19 protein-coding genes are annotated in these 18719 nt (G+C 62.9%); 9 read left to right on the top strand and 10 right to left on the bottom strand.

Features of this window, described 5'->3' with window-relative positions:
- Positions 1–124 precede the first annotated feature (124 nt).
- Positions 125–691, bottom strand: coding sequence for a GNAT family N-acetyltransferase (locus tag MOV80_RS01280; protein ID WP_107731785.1), 567 nt, complete (start codon positions 689–691; stop codon positions 125–127).
- A 150-nt stretch (positions 692–841) separates the two neighbouring features.
- Here MOV80_RS01280 and MOV80_RS01285 point away from each other — a divergent pair, with 150 nt between their 5' ends.
- Positions 842–2245, top strand: a complete 1404-nt coding sequence (locus MOV80_RS01285; protein ID WP_118266895.1) for an FAD-dependent oxidoreductase — start codon at positions 842–844, stop codon at positions 2243–2245.
- 133 nt (positions 2246–2378) lie between these two features.
- On the opposite strand, the gene MOV80_RS01290 is transcribed toward MOV80_RS01285, so the two are convergent.
- Entirely contained in the window at positions 2379–3134 is a 756-nt protein-coding gene (locus MOV80_RS01290; protein WP_118266897.1) for a helix-turn-helix transcriptional regulator, read from the bottom strand.
- A gap of 394 nt (positions 3135–3528) precedes the next feature.
- On the opposite strand from MOV80_RS01290, the gene MOV80_RS01295 reads away from it, so the two are divergent.
- Positions 3529–3924, top strand: a complete 396-nt coding sequence (locus MOV80_RS01295; protein WP_162897018.1) for a nuclear transport factor 2 family protein — start codon at positions 3529–3531, stop codon at positions 3922–3924.
- A 258-nt stretch (positions 3925–4182) separates the two neighbouring features.
- Here the strand turns inward: MOV80_RS01295 and fabI are convergent, their stop codons facing one another.
- Positions 4183–4971: an enoyl-ACP reductase FabI gene (fabI, locus tag MOV80_RS01300; RefSeq protein ID WP_043591772.1), complete on the bottom strand. Its 789-nt coding sequence runs from the start codon at positions 4969–4971 to the stop codon at positions 4183–4185.
- 226 nt (positions 4972–5197) lie between these two features.
- On the opposite strand from fabI, the gene trxA reads away from it, so the two are divergent.
- The 3 genes from trxA to MOV80_RS01315 all read left to right on the top strand — a co-directional run bounded on the left by trxA (position 5198) and on the right by MOV80_RS01315 (position 7914).
- Positions 5198–5524: a thioredoxin TrxA gene (gene trxA / locus MOV80_RS01305; RefSeq protein ID WP_039755088.1), complete on the top strand. Its 327-nt coding sequence runs from the start codon at positions 5198–5200 to the stop codon at positions 5522–5524.
- A gap of 123 nt (positions 5525–5647) precedes the next feature.
- Positions 5648–6904, top strand: coding sequence for a transcription termination factor Rho (gene rho, locus MOV80_RS01310; protein WP_043591613.1), 1257 nt, complete (start codon positions 5648–5650; stop codon positions 6902–6904).
- Positions 6905–7215: 311 nt separating this feature from the next.
- On the top strand, positions 7216–7914 hold the full coding sequence (locus MOV80_RS01315; RefSeq protein ID WP_240333859.1) for a CoA pyrophosphatase: 699 nt from the start codon (positions 7216–7218) through the stop codon (positions 7912–7914).
- On the opposite strand, the gene MOV80_RS01320 is transcribed toward MOV80_RS01315, so the two are convergent.
- Both MOV80_RS01320 and nadC read right to left on the bottom strand, forming a co-directional pair.
- Positions 7892–9772, bottom strand: a complete 1881-nt coding sequence (locus tag MOV80_RS01320; protein WP_081576253.1) for a GGDEF domain-containing protein — start codon at positions 9770–9772, stop codon at positions 7892–7894. The two genes, MOV80_RS01315 and MOV80_RS01320, sit on opposite strands and share 23 nt — an antisense overlap.
- Before the next feature lie 90 nt (positions 9773–9862).
- A complete protein-coding gene (gene nadC, locus MOV80_RS01325) occupies positions 9863–10708 on the bottom strand; it encodes a carboxylating nicotinate-nucleotide diphosphorylase (RefSeq protein ID WP_043591611.1) in 846 nt (281 codons plus the stop codon).
- 100 nt (positions 10709–10808) lie between these two features.
- Between nadC and MOV80_RS01330 the strand changes: the two genes are divergently transcribed.
- Together MOV80_RS01330 and MOV80_RS01335 are read left to right on the top strand one after the other, a co-directional pair.
- Positions 10809–11483 carry an energy-coupling factor ABC transporter permease gene (locus MOV80_RS01330; RefSeq protein WP_118266901.1) on the top strand — a complete coding sequence of 225 codons (675 nt, stop codon included), beginning with the start codon at positions 10809–10811 and terminating at the stop codon, positions 11481–11483.
- A 164-nt stretch (positions 11484–11647) separates the two neighbouring features.
- Positions 11648–12028, top strand: coding sequence for an MAPEG family protein (locus MOV80_RS01335; RefSeq protein WP_019104545.1), 381 nt, complete (start codon positions 11648–11650; stop codon positions 12026–12028).
- Between the two features lie 2 nt (positions 12029–12030).
- Here the strand turns inward: MOV80_RS01335 and MOV80_RS01340 are convergent, their stop codons facing one another.
- The 5 genes from MOV80_RS01340 to MOV80_RS01360 all read right to left on the bottom strand — a co-directional run bounded on the left by MOV80_RS01340 (position 12031) and on the right by MOV80_RS01360 (position 16654).
- Positions 12031–12648, bottom strand: a complete 618-nt coding sequence (locus MOV80_RS01340; RefSeq protein ID WP_118266903.1) for an HAD family phosphatase — start codon at positions 12646–12648, stop codon at positions 12031–12033.
- Positions 12649–12692: 44 nt separating this feature from the next.
- Positions 12693–13718, bottom strand: a complete 1026-nt coding sequence (gene murB, locus MOV80_RS01345; protein ID WP_118266905.1) for a UDP-N-acetylmuramate dehydrogenase — start codon at positions 13716–13718, stop codon at positions 12693–12695.
- Entirely contained in the window at positions 13715–15121 is a 1407-nt protein-coding gene (locus MOV80_RS01350; RefSeq protein WP_019104542.1) for an MATE family efflux transporter, read from the bottom strand. The genes murB and MOV80_RS01350 overlap by 4 nt, the downstream gene beginning before the upstream one ends.
- A gap of 147 nt (positions 15122–15268) precedes the next feature.
- Entirely contained in the window at positions 15269–15568 is a 300-nt protein-coding gene (locus MOV80_RS01355) for a hypothetical protein (protein ID WP_019104541.1), read from the bottom strand.
- Between the two features lie 327 nt (positions 15569–15895).
- Entirely contained in the window at positions 15896–16654 is a 759-nt protein-coding gene (locus tag MOV80_RS01360) for a hypothetical protein (RefSeq protein WP_118266907.1), read from the bottom strand.
- A gap of 204 nt (positions 16655–16858) precedes the next feature.
- Between MOV80_RS01360 and pcnB the strand changes: the two genes are divergently transcribed.
- Both pcnB and folK read left to right on the top strand, forming a co-directional pair.
- Complete coding sequence (gene pcnB / locus MOV80_RS01365; protein WP_043591604.1) at positions 16859–18217, top strand: polynucleotide adenylyltransferase PcnB; 1359 nt, start codon at positions 16859–16861, stop codon at positions 18215–18217.
- Positions 18218–18706 carry a 2-amino-4-hydroxy-6-hydroxymethyldihydropteridine diphosphokinase gene (gene folK, locus MOV80_RS01370; RefSeq protein ID WP_043633763.1) on the top strand — a complete coding sequence of 163 codons (489 nt, stop codon included), beginning with the start codon at positions 18218–18220 and terminating at the stop codon, positions 18704–18706.
- Positions 18707–18719 lie beyond the last annotated feature (13 nt).

An 18719-nucleotide genomic window follows, 5' to 3' on the forward strand; every position in this document is an offset into this window, starting at 1 on the left:
GGAACAGAGCGCCGGTAGGGACTGAGGCTGGCGTTTGTCGCGGAAGGAATGATTCTACCGCTCCGCATTGGTGTTTTGATCGCGCCGGACCGTCGTTTGCTTCGGCCTGACGGCGTCTCGCGGCTTACCAAAGCCTGTCGATGTTCCCGGGATGGAGCGCAATCTCGCAATGTTCGAAGCGCGCGGCCATTTGCTTGGCCTTGTCGCTGAAAAAGCTGGCCATCGTCGCTTTGTCGAATTGGTTGCTGGAAAACGGCGAGGCCGGCGTGCCGCCGATCAAGACGGCGCCAGGCAGTTCGCTCCAGCCGCAACTTTGGTAAAAGCGCCGCAAGGGCCGGTCGCAAGTGAAGATGCCGAGATCTGCGCCATTGGCTTGCATGGTTTCGCGAGCGGAGGCGGCCAGCAGTCGCCCCAAGCCGCGGCTGCGATCCTCGGGCTGAGTGACCATGCAGCTGATGCCGCTGGCCTGGAAGTTCTCGTCCGCGTGGCTTAGCTGCTTGCTGAGGATGTCCAGCGCCGACAGCACCCGACGGTTCTCCACCAGCAACAGCGACAGCGGCCCCAGCGCGGGATCGTGGATGGGGTCGGGGCGGGTTGGCGGTTCGCCAGGCCAGGCCAGGTTTTGCAGTTCGAGAACTTGCATGCGCAGTTCTGCGGGCACTTCCGCTTCGGGAAAAATCAGAATTTCCATAAGCTGGTTCTCGCAATGGACGGGTATGGTCGACCTTCATGATAACAGCGTTGGCGACACGGCCGAGCTTAAGAACCTGTTTACGATCTCGCCCTTGCTCGCGATATCGTAAACAGGTTCTTAGCCGGTTGGCCGCAACAAGGAGAGCGCATGTCCTCACTGACTCAAGCCTGTCTATGGCTGGATCAAAGCCCCGCCGAGCCGCATTGGCCGCCGTTGACGCAATCGGCGCGCTGCGATGTGGCGGTAATCGGTGGAGGCTATACCGGCCTTTGGACGGCTTACTACCTCAAGCGCATGGCGCCGGAGCTGGATGTGGCGGTGCTGGAAGCCGAAACTTGCGGCTATGGCGCGTCTGGGCGCAACGGAGGCTGGCTGATCGGAGGACTGGCCAATCAGGATGCCCATTTGCTCAGGCTGGACGGCGAGCGGCGTGAACAAGCGCGGCGGCGGTTGTTCGGCATTGTCGACGAGGTGGCCGAGATCTTGCCGCGGGAGCGCATCGATTGCGACTTTGTCCATGGCGGGGTGTTGTATGCGGCGGCGCGCTATCCCGAGCAGGAGGCAATGGGGCGGAAGTGGCTGCGGGAGTTGCGACGGGCGGGGCACGGCGAAGCCGACTTTCGATGGCTGGACCGCAAAGAGGCACAAGAGCAGCTGGGCGCGCGCGACGTGCGCGGCGGGGTGTTCTCGCCGCATTGCGCGGTGATTCAGCCGGCCAGGCTGGCGCAAGGCCTTGCGCGGGCCGCAGCGCGGTTGGGGGTGCGGATTCATGAGCGCAGCCCGGTGCGTCGGCTCGCTCCCGGGGTGGCCAGGCTGGACGGCTGCGAGTTGCGCGCCGACGTCATCGTGCCTGCCCTGGAAGGCGCGGCCGGGCAGTTTTCCCGCTTGGCGCGTTGCCTGCTGCCGGTGCAGAGCCTGCTGTTGGCCACTGAGCCGTTGTCGTCTGCTCAATGGGATGAGATTGGCCTGGCTGATCGTCAGGCTTTCGGCGATTTGAGCCGGATGGTGACTTACGGGCAACGCAGCGCGGACGGCCGCCTGGTGTTTGGCGCGCGCGGGGGCTACCGGCTGGGCGGCCGTGAACGATGGAACTTTGATCCGGGCAGCGATGAGTTCGCTTGGCGCGAGCGTCTGCTGCGTCAATTGTTGCCGGCGCTGGGCGCTACGGAGGTTGAGTACCGCTGGGGCGGCACCTTGGGCGTGGCGCGCGCTTTCACGCCCTATGCGCTGTATGACCGGCGGGCCGGCATCGCCATGGCCGGCGGTTACGGCGGCGAGGGCGTGGGGGCGTCTAACTTGATGGGGCGCACGCTGGCGGAATTGATCCTGGAGCGAGACGGCGATTTGACCACCATGCCCTGGGTTATGTCTGAAGGGCGTTTGGAGCGGGTGCGCCGTTGGGCTCCGGAACCGGTTCCATGGCTTGGCTATCATCTGGTGCGCAGCGCCTACGCGCTAGAGGAGAGGCTGTGCGCCGGAGGCTCCGCGCCCGCATGGGCTCGGCGGAGCGCGGGCAAGTTGGCCGCGGCGCTGGAGTCGCTGCTGGCTTGAAGGCGGGCATGCGATATGGCCGCCGCTCATGTCGCGACGCACTTCTTGTGGTCTCGCCCTTGCTCACGAGATCGTGAACTGGCTCTACAGGGTAGGTTGTTGATCGAGGCGTTGGCTGGGCAGTTCAGTGGGTTCAAGAGCCTGAGTTTTCGCTGAAGGCGTCCGCGGGCCAGCCCAGCAACTGGGTTGGCGTGTGGCCGAAGGCCTGGCGGAAGGCGGCGATGAAGGCGCTGGGGCTGTCGTAGCCGCAGCGCCAGGCCGCGACACCGACGGCTTGGCCGGCCGACAAATATTCCAGGGACTTCAATAGCCGCAACCGGCGGCGCCAGGCCTGGAAACTGAGCCCGGTTTGTTCTGGAAACAGGCGGCTCAGGCTGCGCCCGCTGAGGCCGGCCCATTGCGCCCAGTCGTCGCGCGAGCGGGGGTCATCGGGCGCTTCCGTCAGGGCGTCGGCGACGCGGCGCGCGCGCCGGTCTTGCGGCAGCGGCAGGCTCAAGCTCAAGGATGGACTTTGCTCCAATTCGTCCAGCAAGACCCCCAGCAGCCGCTGTTCTCTGGGAAGGGGCGGAACGGCGAAGTCCAGCGCGCGCCGCATGATGGCAGGGAGCAGCGCATCGCAGGCGATGGCTTGCGCGTAGGCGGGAAGCCGGTCGCAGGCCGCTGCGGCAAGGCGGAGGCTGATGCCGTCTATCAGGCCGTGACGATGCGAGGCATGGCGCACGCCGGGAGGAATCCAGACCAAGTGGCCGGGCGGCAGCCAGAGCCGGCCGTCGTCGGTGGCGATGCTTAGCACGCCGTGGCGCAGCAAGCTCAGCTGGCCGCTGTCATGGCTGTGCCAGGCGTCGGGGTCGGCGGCGTTGTGATGGATGCGGTTGGCGGCGATCAGCATGGTCTTGGCCTGTTTGAGCTATCCGTTGGCATTATAGCGATAACGCGCCGCCGCCGCGGGGCGTGATACTGGCCACGGTGGCGGCGAGGCATGGGCCGCGTCGCCCTTTATCGACATCTGTCCCTACTAACTAAGAGCGGCTAACAAAACCCCTGATGCTGCGTTGTCCGGATTTGCCGTACTCAATGTACTGTCTGCGTCGGCGCGCCTTGCCTCAGCCGTGAAACTGAGTTTTGTTAGCCACTCTAAGAATGTGTTTACGACCCAGCGAGACAAGGCGAAAACGGTTGAGAAAGCCGAATGTACAGGTGGTGCATGAGCATTTTGAATGCTGGTTTCAATGCCGCATCGTCTACGCGAGGCAGATCGTAAACCGGTACTAAGGAGCAAAACCATGCAAGACACCGCTATCACTGTGGTGAGGGAACTATTCGAATGCGCATTGCTGAGCCCGGAACTAGACGAAAGCCGCTTGGCCCGACTGGTGCATCCGGACTACCGGCAGCAGGCGGACGGTCGCAATCTGGATTACCCCGCTTTCGTCAGGCATTTGCGCCATTTGAAGCGGGAGTGCAGCCGGGTCGGCCTTGAAATCCTGAGCTGGGCGGAGCAGGGAGAGCGGCTGTTCACCCGCCATTTGGTTACCGCGGATAAGCGGGACGGCGGTCAGGTGCGGATGCTGGTCATCGCCGAGTTTTGTGTGCGCGACGGCATGGTGCGCGCCTGCGATGAACTAACCCATATGCTGGGCGGGGCGGCTGAGGATCGAGATCTGGGTTCTCGTTACTGACGACTGATTGGGCCGGGTTTATGACGGCCTGACCCATTGCGGAGCGGATCATCGATATTCAATGTGATTTGGCCGCATGACTTTATAATCAGGCGTTGGCGTCCCTTGAATATCAGCCACACTGTTTTTAATGCAATAGCGCTCCGCTTATCTATTTTCAATGAGATTAATCTTGGAGCAAATGACGGTGTGGCGGTTTATCGGAAAGGATAAAAAAAATGGACCCGGCGGGTCCATTTCGATATGGCGGCGATTGAATCAGGCTTCCGGAACGTTCAGCGAGTTGATGCTGAAGCCGGCGTCGACATAAGTGATTTCACCGGTAATGCCGGAGGACAGATTGGACAACAGGAAAGCGGCGGTATTGCCCACTTCCTCGGTGGTGACGTTGCGGCGCAGACAGGACTGTCCGGCGGCCATGGCCAGCAGTTTGGAGAAGCCGGAAATGCCGGCGGCGGCCAGGGTCTTGATCGGGCCCGCGGAAATGCCGTTGACGCGGATACCGTCCTTGCCCAGGCTGGCGGCCATGAAGCGCACCGAGGCTTCCAGGCTGGCTTTGGCCAGGCCCATCACGTTGTAATTCGGGATGGCTCGCACCGCGCCCAAGTAGGACAGGGTCAGCAGGGCGGCGTTGCGGCCTTGCATCATCGGGCGCGCGGCCTTGGCCAGCGCCGGGAAACTATAGGCGGACACATCGTGCGCGGTCTGGAAAGCTTCGCGGCTCAGCGCATCCAAAAAGTCGCCTTCCAGCGATTCGCGCGGGGCGAAGGCGATGGCGTGCACCAGGCCGTCCAGGCCGTCCCATTCCTTGCCGAGGTCGGCGAACAATTTATTGATTTCTTCGTCGTTCTGCACGTCGCAGCGGAAAACCAGCTTGGAACCGAAGTCCGCGGCCATTTCGCGCACGCGGTCTTCCAGTTTGTCCACCACATAGGTGAACGCCAGTTCCGCACCTTCGCGATGACAGGCCTGGGCAATGCCGTAAGCGATGGAGCGGTTGGAGATCATGCCGGTAATCAGAATCTTTTTGCCTTGCAGAAAGCCCATTTGGAGTCCTTCTCGGAATAAACAGCTGCGCATTATACCGAAGCCTGGGCGTTTCAGCAGCGGCATTGTCGGCCAGGTCAAGTGGTTCTAGGTGGTATATAAGGGAAGAACGAAGAGCGAACCCGGCGGCGCGCTCCGGATTTCCGGTTGCTCCGGCACTCCGCGCTTGCTACCATCACACATCAATTGCAGTAGATGCACCACCAAAATATTTAGCGAGGAAACCATGAGCGATCTCATCCACCACGTAAGCGATGACAGTTTCGATACCGATGTTCTGAAAGCCGACCTGCCGGTGCTGGTCGATTATTGGGCCGAGTGGTGTGGTCCGTGCAAGATGATCGCTCCCATCCTGGACGAAGTGGCCAAGGAATACGAAGGCCGCCTGAAAGTGGTGAAGCTGAACATCGACCAAAACGAACTGACGCCGCCGAAATTCGGCATTCGCGGCATCCCGACGCTGATGATTTTCAAAGACGGCCAGGTTGCCGCCACCAAGGTGGGCGCGCTGGCCAAGAGCCAGTTGACCGCCTTCATTGACAGCCAACTGTAAAGCGTCTATTCTCCAGCAAAATCTCAAAACGGGTAGCGATAGACGCGTTGCCCGTTCCATTTTTACGCCACCCTCCGAATTCAGCGTTCCGCTAAATCGTTACCGAGTCGACCTACGGCTGCTATGCACTTATCTGATCTAAAACATCTTCATGTTTCCGAACTCGTTGAAATGGCCATTTCCAACGAGATCGACGGGGCCAATCGACTGCGCAAGCAGGATTTGATCTTCGCCTTGCTGAAAAACCAGGCCAAAAAAGGCGAGAGCATTTTCGGCGAAGGTACCCTGGAAGTGCTGCCGGACGGTTTCGGTTTCCTGCGCAGCCCAGACACCTCCTATCTGGCCGGCCCGGACGACATCTATGTCAGCCCGTCGCAGATTCGTCGCTTCAACCTGCATACCGGCGATTCGATCGAAGGCGAGATCCGCACTCCGAAGGACGGCGAGCGCTATTTCGCGCTGGTCAAGGTGGACAAGGTCAACGGCGAAGCGCCGGAAAACTCCAAGCATAAGATTCTGTTCGAGAATCTGACGCCGCTGTTTCCCACCGAGCAGTTCAAGCTGGAACGCGACATCCGCGCCGAAGAGAACATCACCGGCCGCATCATTGATCTGATCTCGCCGATCGGCAAGGGTCAACGCGGTCTGCTGGTGGCGCCGCCGAAGTCCGGCAAGACCGTGATGCTGCAACACATCGCCCACGCCATCACCGCCAACCATCCGGAAGCGGTGCTGATCGTCCTGTTGATCGACGAGCGTCCGGAAGAAGTGACCGAGATGCAACGTTCGGTCAAGGGCGAAGTGGTGTCTTCCACCTTCGACGAGCCCGCCACCCGCCACGTGCAAGTGGCCGAGATGGTGATCGAGAAGGCCAAGCGCCTGGTGGAGCACAAGAAGGACGTGGTGATTCTGCTGGATTCCATTACCCGCCTGGCTCGCGCCTACAACACCGTGGTGCCGGCTTCCGGCAAGGTGCTGACCGGCGGCGTGGACGCCAACGCACTGCAGCGCCCCAAGCGTTTCTTCGGCGCTGCGCGCAATGTGGAAGAGGGCGGCAGCCTGACCATCATCGCCACCGCGCTGATTGATACCGGCAGCCGCATGGACGATGTGATCTACGAAGAATTCAAGGGCACCGGCAACAGCGAAATCCATCTGGAGCGCCGCATGGCGGAGAAGCGCATTTTCCCGGCGCTGAACATCAACCGCTCGGGCACTCGCCGCGAAGAACTACTGATTCCGCAGGATCAGTTGCAGCGGATCTGGGTGCTGCGCAAGTTGCTCTACCCGATGGACGATCTGGAAGCGATGGAATTCCTGCAGGACAAGATCAAGGCCACCAAGTCGAACCAGCAGTTCTTCGACTCGATGCGCCGCTAAGAGCCTGTTCAAAATCTAGCGAGCAAGAGCGAGACAAGGCGAAAACCGCTGAGAAAGCGGAATGGTCATGTGGTACATGAGCATTTCAAAGCGGTACTCACCGTGGGGCGTATCACGAAGCGCAGCAGATGATGAACAGACTCTAAGAGTGTTTCAAGCAGAAATGCTCAGCCATGTGCCAGGCTCGCCGCCTGGCATTTTTTTTGCCCGCGTCCGCCGGCGCCGTTCAGGTGCTTGGCGCGCGGGTTTTTTGTTAATAGCCATGGCGGCGCCGACAGAGAGGTCGTGATTTGGCCTAAGATGGAGCAAGGATGCCGCTGGCGTGTTGGCCCGGCGAGTGGATGATGGCAGGGGACAATAATATGTGGTCGATGGAGGCGGGAGAAGCGGCCGACTGGATCGCCGGTCGGCTTTCGGCTTATGACTTTACCGGCAGGGTGGGCGATTTCAGTTTCCGGCAGGCCGATGGCGGGCTGCGGCCGGCGGCGGTGCTGGTGCCGCTGGTGTGGCATAGCGAGGGGCCGACGGTGTTGTTGACCCGGCGCGCTGAAAATCTGCCGGCGCATGCCGGCCAAGTCAGCTTTCCGGGCGGCAAGCTGGAGCGGGACGACGGTTCCGCCGAGCGCGCCGCGCTGCGTGAAACGCGGGAAGAGACTGGGCTGGCGGAGAGCCATGTCCGGCTGCTGGGACGTTTGCCGGACTATGTGACGATTACCGGCTTTGTGGTGACGCCGGTGGTGGGATTGGTGCTGCCGCCGTTCGAACTCAGCCCGGAACCGGGAGAGGTGGCGGAGGTGTTCGAGGCGCCGCTGCCGCTTTTGATGGATACCGGGGCTTATCAGCGCCACAGCCATCAGGGGGACGACGGCCAGCTGCGAGCTTATCTGTCGCTGAACTGGCAGCGCCACCGCATCTGGGGCGCCACCGCGGCGATGCTATGGCTGCTGTCCGACGCCTTGGGCGTGGCGGGGCAGGATGGGCCGCCGTTCAGGTCATGTCCAGATCATTGAACAGAATGTTGCGGCCCGCGACCTTGGCTTCGTAAAGCAGGCGGTCGGCGCGCGCCAGCATCAGTTCCGGCGTGTCGTGAGGCCTCCAGTCGGTTAGGCCGCCGCTGAAGGTCACGCTCTGATCCACCAGCGGGAAGCGTGTCTGACTCAACACCACTTGCACTCGTTCCATCACTTTTTGCGCGTCGCGCAGCCGGGTGCAGGGGAAAATCACCAGGAATTCCTCACCGCCCACCCGGGCGCTGATGTCGGTGTTGCGCGTGGTGTCGGTCAGCGCGTTGGCCACGGCCACCAGCACATTGTCGCCAGCCTGATGGCCGTGCCGGTCGTTGAATTGCTTGAAGTGGTCAATGTCGAATACCGCGATGGTCAATGACTGTCCATAGCGTTCGCAGCGGCTGATTTCGTCTTTCAGCATCATGTCGGCGTAGCGCCGATTGTATAGATGGGTCAGTGGGTCGGTGGCCGCCATTTCGCTCAGTTGCTGGTTGCTTTCCTGTAATTGCTCTTCCAGCTGTTTGCGGCTGGAGATGTCGTAGAGCGCCACTAAGGTGGACGGCGGGGTGCGCTCGCCCAAGGGACGCAGGGAGACAATGACCCAGAGCCGGCTGTGGTCCTCCAGTTCCAGCTCCATTTCCTGACTCTCGATTTCCTGGCCGGCTTCCAGCCACTGCTCCAGCGGCTGCAGCCGAAAAGGCAGGTTGAGAATGTCCGAATCTTCCTTGGTCCCTGGCGCGCGCGGCGGCAACTGAAGCATGGCTCGCGCCAGCGCGTTGGCACGTTGGATGCGGCGTGTTTTGGGATTGACCAACAGCAGCGCCAGCGGCGCGGTGTCCAGGATCAGCTTGGCTTCTTCCTCGCTTTGCCGGATCAGGTCCGTGCTACGGCTCAGCAGCGTGTGCTGACGCAGATTGGACAGATAATTGCGCAAGGCCAGCAGCGTCATGCCGGCGATGAACAGCCAGCCCAGCAGCGCCAGCGTCGCCTTTTCCTGCACGGAACGGGTGAAATCCTTGCGGGCGATGCCCACCGCCACATGAAACGGGTAGCGTCCCGTCTGGCTTTGGCTGTACAGGCGGGTGACGCCGTCGATATTGGACGGCGCGCTGAATTGCGCCTGATTGCCGTCGCGGCTGAGTAGTTTGGCCGGCTGGAGCGGCCGGAACTGCCGTTCCAGCCCCTTGGGCGGTTTGGGCCAGCGCGCCACCATCAGCTGGCGTTGATCCAGCACCAGGATTTCCCCGTGTTCACCCACGGTGACGCGAGAGACTTCGTCCTGGAAAAAATTGTTGGCGATGACGCCGGCGGCCATGCCTATGACATTTCCGCTGTCGTCGCGCAGCTTGCTGGCCAGAACGATGCCGTGTTGCTCGGGGTTGTGTTGGGCGGCGGTGTAACTGTTTTCCGGGTCTTCGTTTCTATGCAGCCAGCGGCAGAATTCATTGTGCGGCTGCCGCACGATGGCGGCCTGGCGGCTAGTGAAGATGGCCTGACAGGCGCTGTCTATGATTTCGATTCGGCTTAGATAGGGCGCCAGCTGCAGTTGCTGTTGCAGCTGTTGATACAGTTTTTGTTGTCCGTCTTCACTGCTTTTGCCGGTGTGCAGCAGGGTTTGGACTTGCGGCAGTTGACTCGTGTTTTGCAGGATCAGCCCGGCTTCGCTGACGCCGGCGGCCAGCCGCTCGGCCAGCAATTGACTGAGGCCGTTAGCCTGTCGCAGCGCGTTTTCCTCTTCCTGTTGGTAGGTGTTGAGCAGTTCCAGAGCCACCAACGCCAGAGTCGCTAGCAGGAAGAAAATGGAGCCCCAGATCGCATAGCGTGCCGGGCGTTTGTTCCGTTTGCGGAGGTTGAAGTCCATGACGCTCGTTATTGGGGGTTATGAACCAGTTATAGCGCTAGGCGGCGAAGTATGACAGGAACCCGCCGCCAGCAGGCGGGTCCGGGGGCGTCAGGCTGTGGTGAATCGCATCGAGAGATCGACGGCTAGGATATCCTTGGTCAGCTTGCCCACGGAAATGCGGTCGACCCCGGTTTCCGCAATCGCGCGCACGGTGTCGAAGTCCACGCCACCGGAGGCCTCCAACAGAGCGCGGCCGGCGGTCAAGCGCACCGCCTCGCGCATTTGCTCCAGCGACATATTGTCCAGCAGCGCCAGCTTGGCGCCATGGCGCAGCGCTTCCTCCAGTTGTTCCAGCGTTTCCACCTCGATCTGCAGGCTGACGTCGGTGGGAGCCAGTTGTTGCGCGGCCCGCAGCGCGGCGGCGATGCCGCCGGCGGCCATGATGTGGTTTTCCTTGATCAGGATGCCGTCGAACAGGCCAATGCGCTGATTGTCGCCGCCACCCACCGTCACCGCGTATTTCTGCGCCAGTCGCAGTCCGGGCATGGTCTTGCGCGTGTCCAGAATCCGGGCGCGGGTGCCTGCCACGGCGTCGACGTAGCGGCGGGTTTCGCTGGCGACCGCGGACAGGGTTTGCAGGAAGTTGAGCGCGGAGCGCTCCGCGCTCAGCAGCGCGCGTGCCGGGCCGGAGATATTGCACAGCACCGCGCCGGCGGCCACTTGCTCGCCTTCGGCGGCCAGCCATTCCACCTGGCAATCAGGGTCAACCTGCCGGAAGCATTCGTCGAACCAGGCCTGACCGCACAAGGTAGCCGGCTCGCGCGCGACCACCCGCGCCGCGCCGGCGCTGTGTTCGGGAATCAGCAGGGCGGTCCAGTCGCAACGGCCGATGTCTTCGGTCAGGGCGGCGGCGACATGCTGGGCGATCAGGTGAGGGGCGGGCAAAGCGGGCATGCGGAACTCTCCAATAAAACGTCATTGTACCCAATGGAGGCGGGTTGGTGCGCACGCTCTGGTATCATCCGAAATGGATAATAAAGCCGGTAGGTAGGTCATGGATTTGCCCGCATCATTTTTTCCCGACGTCGCGCTTTGGCTGAGTAATGGCGCGGCTTTGTCTTTGTTGGCGCTGGCGGCGCGACGGGTGGCCTGGCGCGGCTTGCCCTTGCCGGCTTGCAACGCCTGGATGGGCGCCTGCGTGCTGGCGCTGGCCTTGTGGCTGCTGCGCGGCGGCGTGGCGCCGGGCCTGTCCTTCCATTTGCTGGGCGCCGGCCTGTTCACCCTGATGATGGGGCCGTGGCTGGCCTTGCTGGCCTTGGCGCTACCCTTGCTGGCGCTGGCCTTGAGCGGGCAGGCCGATTTGCCGGCGCTGGGCCTGAATTATCTGACCATGATCTTGCCGCCGGTGGCTCTGTCCGCCGCGGCGCTGCGCTTGAGTCAGCGCGTTTTGCCCAGTAATCTGTTTGTTTATGTCTTCGTCAACGGCTTCCTCGCCGGCGGCGCCGGCATGTTCGCCGCCGGCCTGTCCGGCTTGTTGGCCTTGGGGCTGGCCGGCGCCTATCCCTGGGACCAGTTGCTTGAAGAGACGCTTCCGTTCTATTTTTTATTGTCATGGTCGGAGGCTTTTACCACAGGTTTGCTGGCCGCGGTGCTGGTGGTTTACCGGCCGGAATGGGTGGCCACCTTTGACGACGGGCGCTATCTGGGGCATAGGCGCCGCGCGCCGTGAGAAGCTGTTTATCATCCGTTTCGTCTTGAGGGCGGCGAGCATGCTTCATGATGCCGATGAGCCAACCGCGTATTCCGTGTCCTTGGGCGCAAGGCCTTGTCTCGCTTAACTCGCAATATCTTAAGCAGCATTTGTTTGAGGCTGGATCAACATAGGAGAATGATATGCCGTTCGCGTTATGGAGCCTTTTGCTGGCCGCTCTGCTGCCATTGATCTGGGCCGGGGTGGCCAAAGCCGGTTCGCGGGTGGACAACCACAAGCCGCGTGAGGCGATGGCCCTGGCCAGCGGTTATCGGCAGCGGGCTAATTGGGCGCAGCAGAACGCCTGGGAGGCGTTCCCAACCTTCGCCGCCGCGGTGCTGGTGGGGTGGGGAATGCATGTGCCGCCGGCATTTCTGGATGCCGCCGCCGCGGTCTTCATCGCGGCTCGGGTTGCGCACGGCTTGTTGTACTTGGCTGACCAGGCCAGCTTGCGCTCATTGTCTTGGCTGATTGGGCTGCTGACGGTGGTGGCGATCTTCTGCAAGGCCGGCGGCCTGTTCTAGCGCTAGACGGCGTCCAGCCAGCCGTTGGCGCGCAGAGCGGCCTGCACCTGGTCCAAGCCCTTGGTGTGAAACGCTTGCCAGCCGGCGCGGCGGGCGGCGTCCACGCATTCTATGTTGTCGTCGAAAAAGGCGATGCGGTGAGGGGGCACGTCCAACTCTTGCTGTACATGACGGTATACCTCGTCGTCCGGCTTGCGAAGGCCGATCAGATGGGAGGCGAATAGCCGGTCGAAACGGTGCAGCAGATCGAATTCACGTTCGATTTTGTCCCAGTGCAGCGCGTTGTTGTTGCTGAGCACGGCCAGGCGATGGCGCGCGCCAAGCCGGGCCAGCATCTCCGCCGCGCCGGGGAAGGCGCCGCGCAGCCAGCTGTCCAGTTGCGCGGTCATTTCCGTCGCGTCGATGTCCAGCCCCAGGTGTTCCGCCATCGCGGCGCTGAACGCTTCCGGCGTGCAGGCGCCGGTGTCGAGTTCGGCGATCCACGGCGTTTCCATCCAGAAGCGCCGGGCCTGTTCCGGGTTCAGCTTGCCCTGAGAAAGCCGCACCAGCGGATCGATGCCGTTCCAGTCCACCAATACTCCGCCCAGATCGAATACCAGCACATCTACGCTTGAATTCATCGTTTCGCCTTTTGTCGAGAGCGCGAGGGTTTCGCGCCAGCTGTTTAGAGAATGATGGGCTCCGGCTCCAGCTCCACGCCAAAGCGTTGACGGACCTCGGCGCGCACCTTGTCGGCCAGCGCGCGCATCTGGTCGCCGCTGGCTGCGCCGTGATTGACCAGCACCAGAGCCTGGCGCGCGTGCACGCCGGCGTCGCCGTCGCGATAGCCTTTCAGTCCGCACTGGTCGATCAGCCAGCCGGCGGCCAGCTTGACCTTGCCGTCGGCTGCCGGGTAGTGCGGCAACGCGGGATGGAGCGCCAGCAGCGCTTGCGCCTGCTCCGCCGGCAGAACCGGGTTTTTGAAGAAGCTGCCGGCGTTGCCCAGTTCGGCGGGGTTGGGCAGTTTGCTGGAACGGATGCGAATCACCGCGTCGCTGACGTCTTGTGGCGTGGGCGCGGCGATGCCGGCGGCGTTCAGTTCTTGCTGGATATCGCCGTAGCCGGTGCGCAGCTGAGCCGTGCGCGATAAGCGGAAACGCACCGCGGTGACCAGTAGTCGGCCGGCGGCATCGTGTTTGAACACGCTGTCACGGTAGCCGAAGCGGCAGTCGGCCTTGTCCAGCGTCAGTGCGGCGCCGCCGTGATCGAGGTCGGCGCAGACCACCTGATGGATCTGGTCCTTGGCCTCGACGCCGTAGGCGCCGATGTTTTGGATTGGGCTGGCGCCGACGGTGCCGGGGATCAGGCTCAGATTTTCCAGTCCGTACCAGCCCTGGCTCAGGGTGTGGAGCACGAAGCCATGCCAGTTTTCGCCGGCGGCCGCTTCGACAATCACATCGTCGCCGCTTTCTTCCAGCAGGCGGATGCCGCGCAGCCCCAGTTTGACCACCAGGCCGGAATAGTCGCGGGTGAACAGCAGATTGCTGCCGCCGCCCAGCCACAGCACGGGGCCGGCGCGGTAGGCCGGGCTTTCCAGCAGCGCAGGCAGATCAGAGAGCGAGTCCAGCTGGCAGAAGTCGCGCGCGCGCGCGTCCATACCGAAGGTGTTCAGCGGTTTGAGCGGATAGTGGTGGCTGAAGGTCAGGCTCATTGCGCCGGTTCCGGTTGAAGTTGTCGATGCAGGCGGCGGCGGCTTTCGCTCGCCAGATAGCGAGTCAGGAACAGCGCGGCCACGCTCAGGCTGATGACGAGAGCGGTCCAGAAGCCGAATACGCCCATGGGCTTTTTGGTCAGCCAGTCAGTCAGGCCCAGGGTGATGCCCAGACCCAGGCCAACGCACCAGAACGACAGAATGTGAATAATCATCGGCACCGTGGTCAGCTTGTAGCCGCGCAAGGCGCCGGAGGCGATGGTTTGGGCGGCGTCGGTCAACTGGTAGACCGCCGCGAACAGCAAGAGGGTGGAGCCCATCGCGATCACGCGCGGGTCCGGCGTGTACATGCGCATGATGGGCTCGCGGAACAGCAACACCGCGAGCATCGCGCAGAAGGCCATGCTCAGACCCAGCAGCAGGCCTACTCCGGAGCTGAAGCGGGCGGCGCGGTAGTCGCCGGCGCCGACATGATGGCCGACTCGCACGGACATCGCCGTGGCCACGCTTTGCGGCAACATGTAGATGATGCTGGAAAAATTGAGCACGGATTGATGGGTGGCGACCACCACGGTGCCCAGTTCGGCGATCAGCAGCGCGATGAAGGAGAACAGGCTGACTTCCACGAAGAAGGACAGGCCGATTGGCACGCCCAGCTTGAGGAAGCCGCGGTACATGCGCCAATCCGGGCCGCGCAGTCGCTCCAGTAGGCGGAACTGGCGGAAATTGCGATGCCAGCTGACATAGGCGAGCAGGGCCAGGCAGTTGAACCAGAACACGATGCCGGTGGCCCAGCCGCAACCGGCGCCGCCCAGCTTGGGCAGGCCGAAGAGGCCGTGGATCAGGATATAGTTGAGCGGAATGTTCAGCGCCAGCGCCAACAGGCTGACCACCATGATGGCCTTGGGGCGGCCCAGGCTGGATGCGTAGGCGTGCAGCGCGCGGTGGGTCATCGCCGCCGGCATGCCCACTGCGGCGCCGGTGATGAACAGCATCACCTTGTCGGTCACTTCCGGCGGCAGGTGCAGCCACAGCCGCAGCGCCGGCTCCAGCGCCACCATCATCGCCGCGCCCAAGAGGCCGATCAGCAGGCCGAACCACAGCCCCTGGCGCGCGGTGTCCTTGAATTTGTCGTGCTCGCCGGCCCCCAGCTGGTGGGCCAGTATGGGGTTGAGCGCGGTGACGATGCCCATCAGCGTGACGTAGAAGGTGATGAAAACGCTGGCGCCCAGGGAGACGGCGGCCAGGTCGTCGGTGCTGACGCGGCCCGCCATCACGGTGTCGACGAAGGCGGTGGCCACCTGCGCGATCTGAGCGATCATCATCGGCAAGGCCAGCCGGCTGATTTGACGGGCTTCCAGCAGCACGGCCCCGCGCGGGGCGCGATTGATTTCAAACAGCATGGGAGTAGGGCGGGATGGCTCGGAGAACTGGCCATTATACCGGCTGCGGGGCTGCCTTGTCTTTGCCGCGCCATGACAATGGGGCGGCAAGAGCAAGACGGACGCGCGGAAGCGCCCCCGGCGGAGCGGGAGCGCGGTGCCTCCAGATCAGAAGCGCGCGGGCGGGTCGCGGCGCAGATCGCAACTGATCAGCAACTCGCCGCCAAAGCGTGCGTTGATGCTGAGCGCGTCCACCAGCGAAATGTCCTGTACGGTTAGCTGTTCGCCGTTGCGTTCCAGTTCATAGCCCAGCTCATGGGCGAAATCCGCCAGCTGTTGCAGGGCGGGGGTGTCGGCCGGCGTGAGCGGAGAGGCGCTCAGGCTGCCGCAAAGGGGGCGAGGTCTTCCCACGGCGTCGAAATTGGCAAAAGAGAAATCGGTATAGCTATCTTGCAGGCAGTCGTACATGGCGGTTCTCCAGAGGGTTCGGTCGCAGTTGGCGCGCCGGTTCTGGGTTTCGCCGGCGACGCTTTAGCAGGATTTTTGGGCGCCCTGCAAGTTGTCATTAACTCGGCGCCTGCCGCGCATGCCCGAAACGGAAACGGGGCGCGGCTCATGCATCGATCCGAAGCGATTGGTCTGCTTAACTGCCTGTACGGGTAAAAGAAAACCCGCCTACGACTAAGAGCGCAAGCGGGTTCACCGGTTTGACGCTTTAGCTGGCATTTGTTAAGCGCCCGCAAGCTGTGTCAAATCGGCGCATACATGTCAGCCTATGCTTTTGGCTTTTGGCTGTCAATCCCCTTGCGCAGCCTCCTCGCGCCACTCGGCCAGCCAGCCGCGCCAGTGCGGCTCCGGTTGCGCAGCGATGACGGCGCGCAAGCTTTGTCTACAGGCCTGATGAGTGGCCGGGGTCAGCGCGCCTTCCACCCATTGCTGGCGCAGCCACAGCAGGTGGCAGCTGGCGGCCTGGCGGACATTGTGTTCGGCGAGCGCGTCGGCGTTGCCGGCTCGATACAGTTCCCAGCGCCGAGGGCCGTTGAGTTCGGCTTCTCCGGGCAGGCCGCACAGACGGGCCAGCTCGCCCAACGGAGTGGCCAGTTCGGCATGGCCGCCGCTCAGGATCTCGCTTAGCGCGCAATGCGCGTCCGGCGTCCGGCCGGCGCGGAGCTGTTCCGGCAGTTGCAAGCCCAAGGCCAGCGCGCGATGGAGCAACACCGGCAAGTCCAGCCGAGAGCCGTCCCAACTGATCAACTGCGCCCGGCTGTCGCGCAGCAGGGCTAGCCAGTCCGCCAGCATCGCGGCTTCGTCGCCGGCATCGACGGCAAGCCGCTGGACGAGACGGGTGTGCCCATCCTGTTGTAGTACGCCGGCGATGGCAACCACGCGGTGCAAATGGAAGGGAATGAAGTCGGTGCCGCTTTGGGCGCGGCAGCGCTGCAGCACGAAATCGGCGACGTCGGCCTCCCCGATTTCGCCATCCAGCTCATAAAGCTGGCGGATGGCGGGCACGTTGGGAATGGTTTGGAGATGAAAGCTGAGAGTAGGGCGCACGAGAGGGGTCTTGTCGGAGTCGGCGAATCGGCAGCGATTGTATGCCTATCATCGATAGGGGGCAATTGGCGGCCGTGGAGGCGGCCACGGGGCGGGATATGGCGGCGAATTGTATTTTCTGCAAAGAATAGGGATATAATCGCCGGCTTGACTACCTACTAGTCTTGCGAATCCTGGCATTCCAAGTCGACTATCTTTCTCATAATGATCCGCAAGTTTATCCGTAAAGTACTGGACCTGCCCGCCGGCATGGGCAAGCGCCGCACCAAGGCGCGCGTGATTCCTCTGCCGCAACACGGCATCCGCCGAGACCAGCTCAGCTCCGCTGCGCTGAAAGTCACCACCCGACTGCAGGAGGCCGGTTTTTCCGCCTATGTGGTGGGCGGAGCCGTGCGCGACTTGATGTTGGGCGTGTCGCCGAAGGATTTCGACGTTGCCACCAACGCAACGCCGGAGGAAGTGCACCGGGTGTTCCGCCGTTCCCGCATCATTGGCCGGCGTTTCCGCATTGTCCACGTGATGATGGGGCCGGAAACCATCGAGGTGACCACCTTCCGCGGCGGCTCTGTGGACGACACCAATGAAACCGGCCGCATCATGGCCGACAACAGTTTCGGCAGCCAGGAAGAGGACGCCCACCGTCGCGACTTCACCGTGAACGCGCTGTTCTACGATCCGTCCGACGAAACCGTCATCGACTATCACCACGGCGTCAAGGACTTGCGCGCTCGCAAGCTGGTGATGATAGGCCAGCCGGCCCGCCGTTATCAGGAAGACCCGGTGCGCATGCTGCGCGCGGTGCGCCTGGCGGCCAAGCTGGGTTTCGAGATCGACGACGCCACCCGCAAACCCATCCGCACCCACGCTCATCTGCTGAAGAAGGAGCCGCCGGCGCGCCTGTTCGATGAAATGCTCAAGCTGCTGATGTCCGGCCAAGCCTACGGCTGCCTGAAGAAGCTGCGCGAGGAAGGCATGGCGCGCGGTGTGTTTCCACTGTTGGACGCAGTGCTGGACGACAAGGGCGACGATTTGTTCTTGAAGCTGGGTCTGGAAAGCACTGATCAGCGCATCCGCGCCGACAAGCCCGTGTCGGTGGGTTTCCTGCTGGCCACCCTGTTGTGGAAGCAGGTGTATCAGCGTTGGCAGAAGCGTTTGAACGCCGGCGACCGCGCGGTGTACGCGCTGGCGCAAGCGATTGCCGACGTGGAGTCCGAGCAGGACAACGATTTTGCCATTCCGCGCCGCTTCAGCGTGACCATGCGCGAAATCTGGATGTTGCAGTCGCGTTTCGACAGCCGCAGCGGCCAGCGCGCTTATCGCTTCCTGGAGCAGCCGCGCTTCCGCGCCGCTTACGATTTCTTCGCGCTGCGCGGAGAAGCCGGCGAGGTGGACATGAAGTTGGTGGGCTGGTGGAACGACTTCCAGCGCGCCGACGAGGAAGAGCGCGAGCAACTGCTGGAAATCGCCAAGGCCAGCGGCGAGCCGGATCCGGCCAAGAAACGCCGCCGCCGCCGTCCCGCCAATCGCCGCAAAGCCGCGGGCGAATCCGGCGGAGAGGCCTAAGTGGCTCAGGCTTTCATCGCGCTGGGCAGCAACCTTGAACAGCCGGCGGCGCAAATCCGCGCCGCGCTGGCCGCGATCGCCGCCTTGCCCGATACCGAGTTGACGCGGCAGTCCGCCTTGTACCGCACCGCGCCGGTGGGCTATGCCGATCAACCGGATTTCATCAACGCCGTTGCGGAAGTGGGCACCGCGTTGGCTCCGCGCGAATTACTGCGCAGGCTGCTGGCGATCGAGGCCGAGTTCGGTCGGGTGCGCACTTTCCGCAATGCGCCGCGGGTGCTGGATCTGGATCTGCTGTATTACAGCGGCGTCGCCCAGAGCGACGAAGACTTGACCCTGCCGCATCCGCGCATGCATTTGCGCGGCTTCGTCATGATCCCGCTGGCGGAGATCGCTCCTGATCTGACGCTGCCGGAGCTGGGCACGGCCGGCGAACTGGCCGCCGGACTCGCCGATCAAGGCGTGGAGCGTCTCGAAACAACTAGCTAAGAGGAAGCGAGCG

The sequence above is a fragment of the Chromobacterium sp. IRSSSOUMB001 genome (assembly GCF_023507765.1).
GTDB lineage: Bacteria > Pseudomonadota > Gammaproteobacteria > Burkholderiales > Chromobacteriaceae > Chromobacterium > Chromobacterium haemolyticum.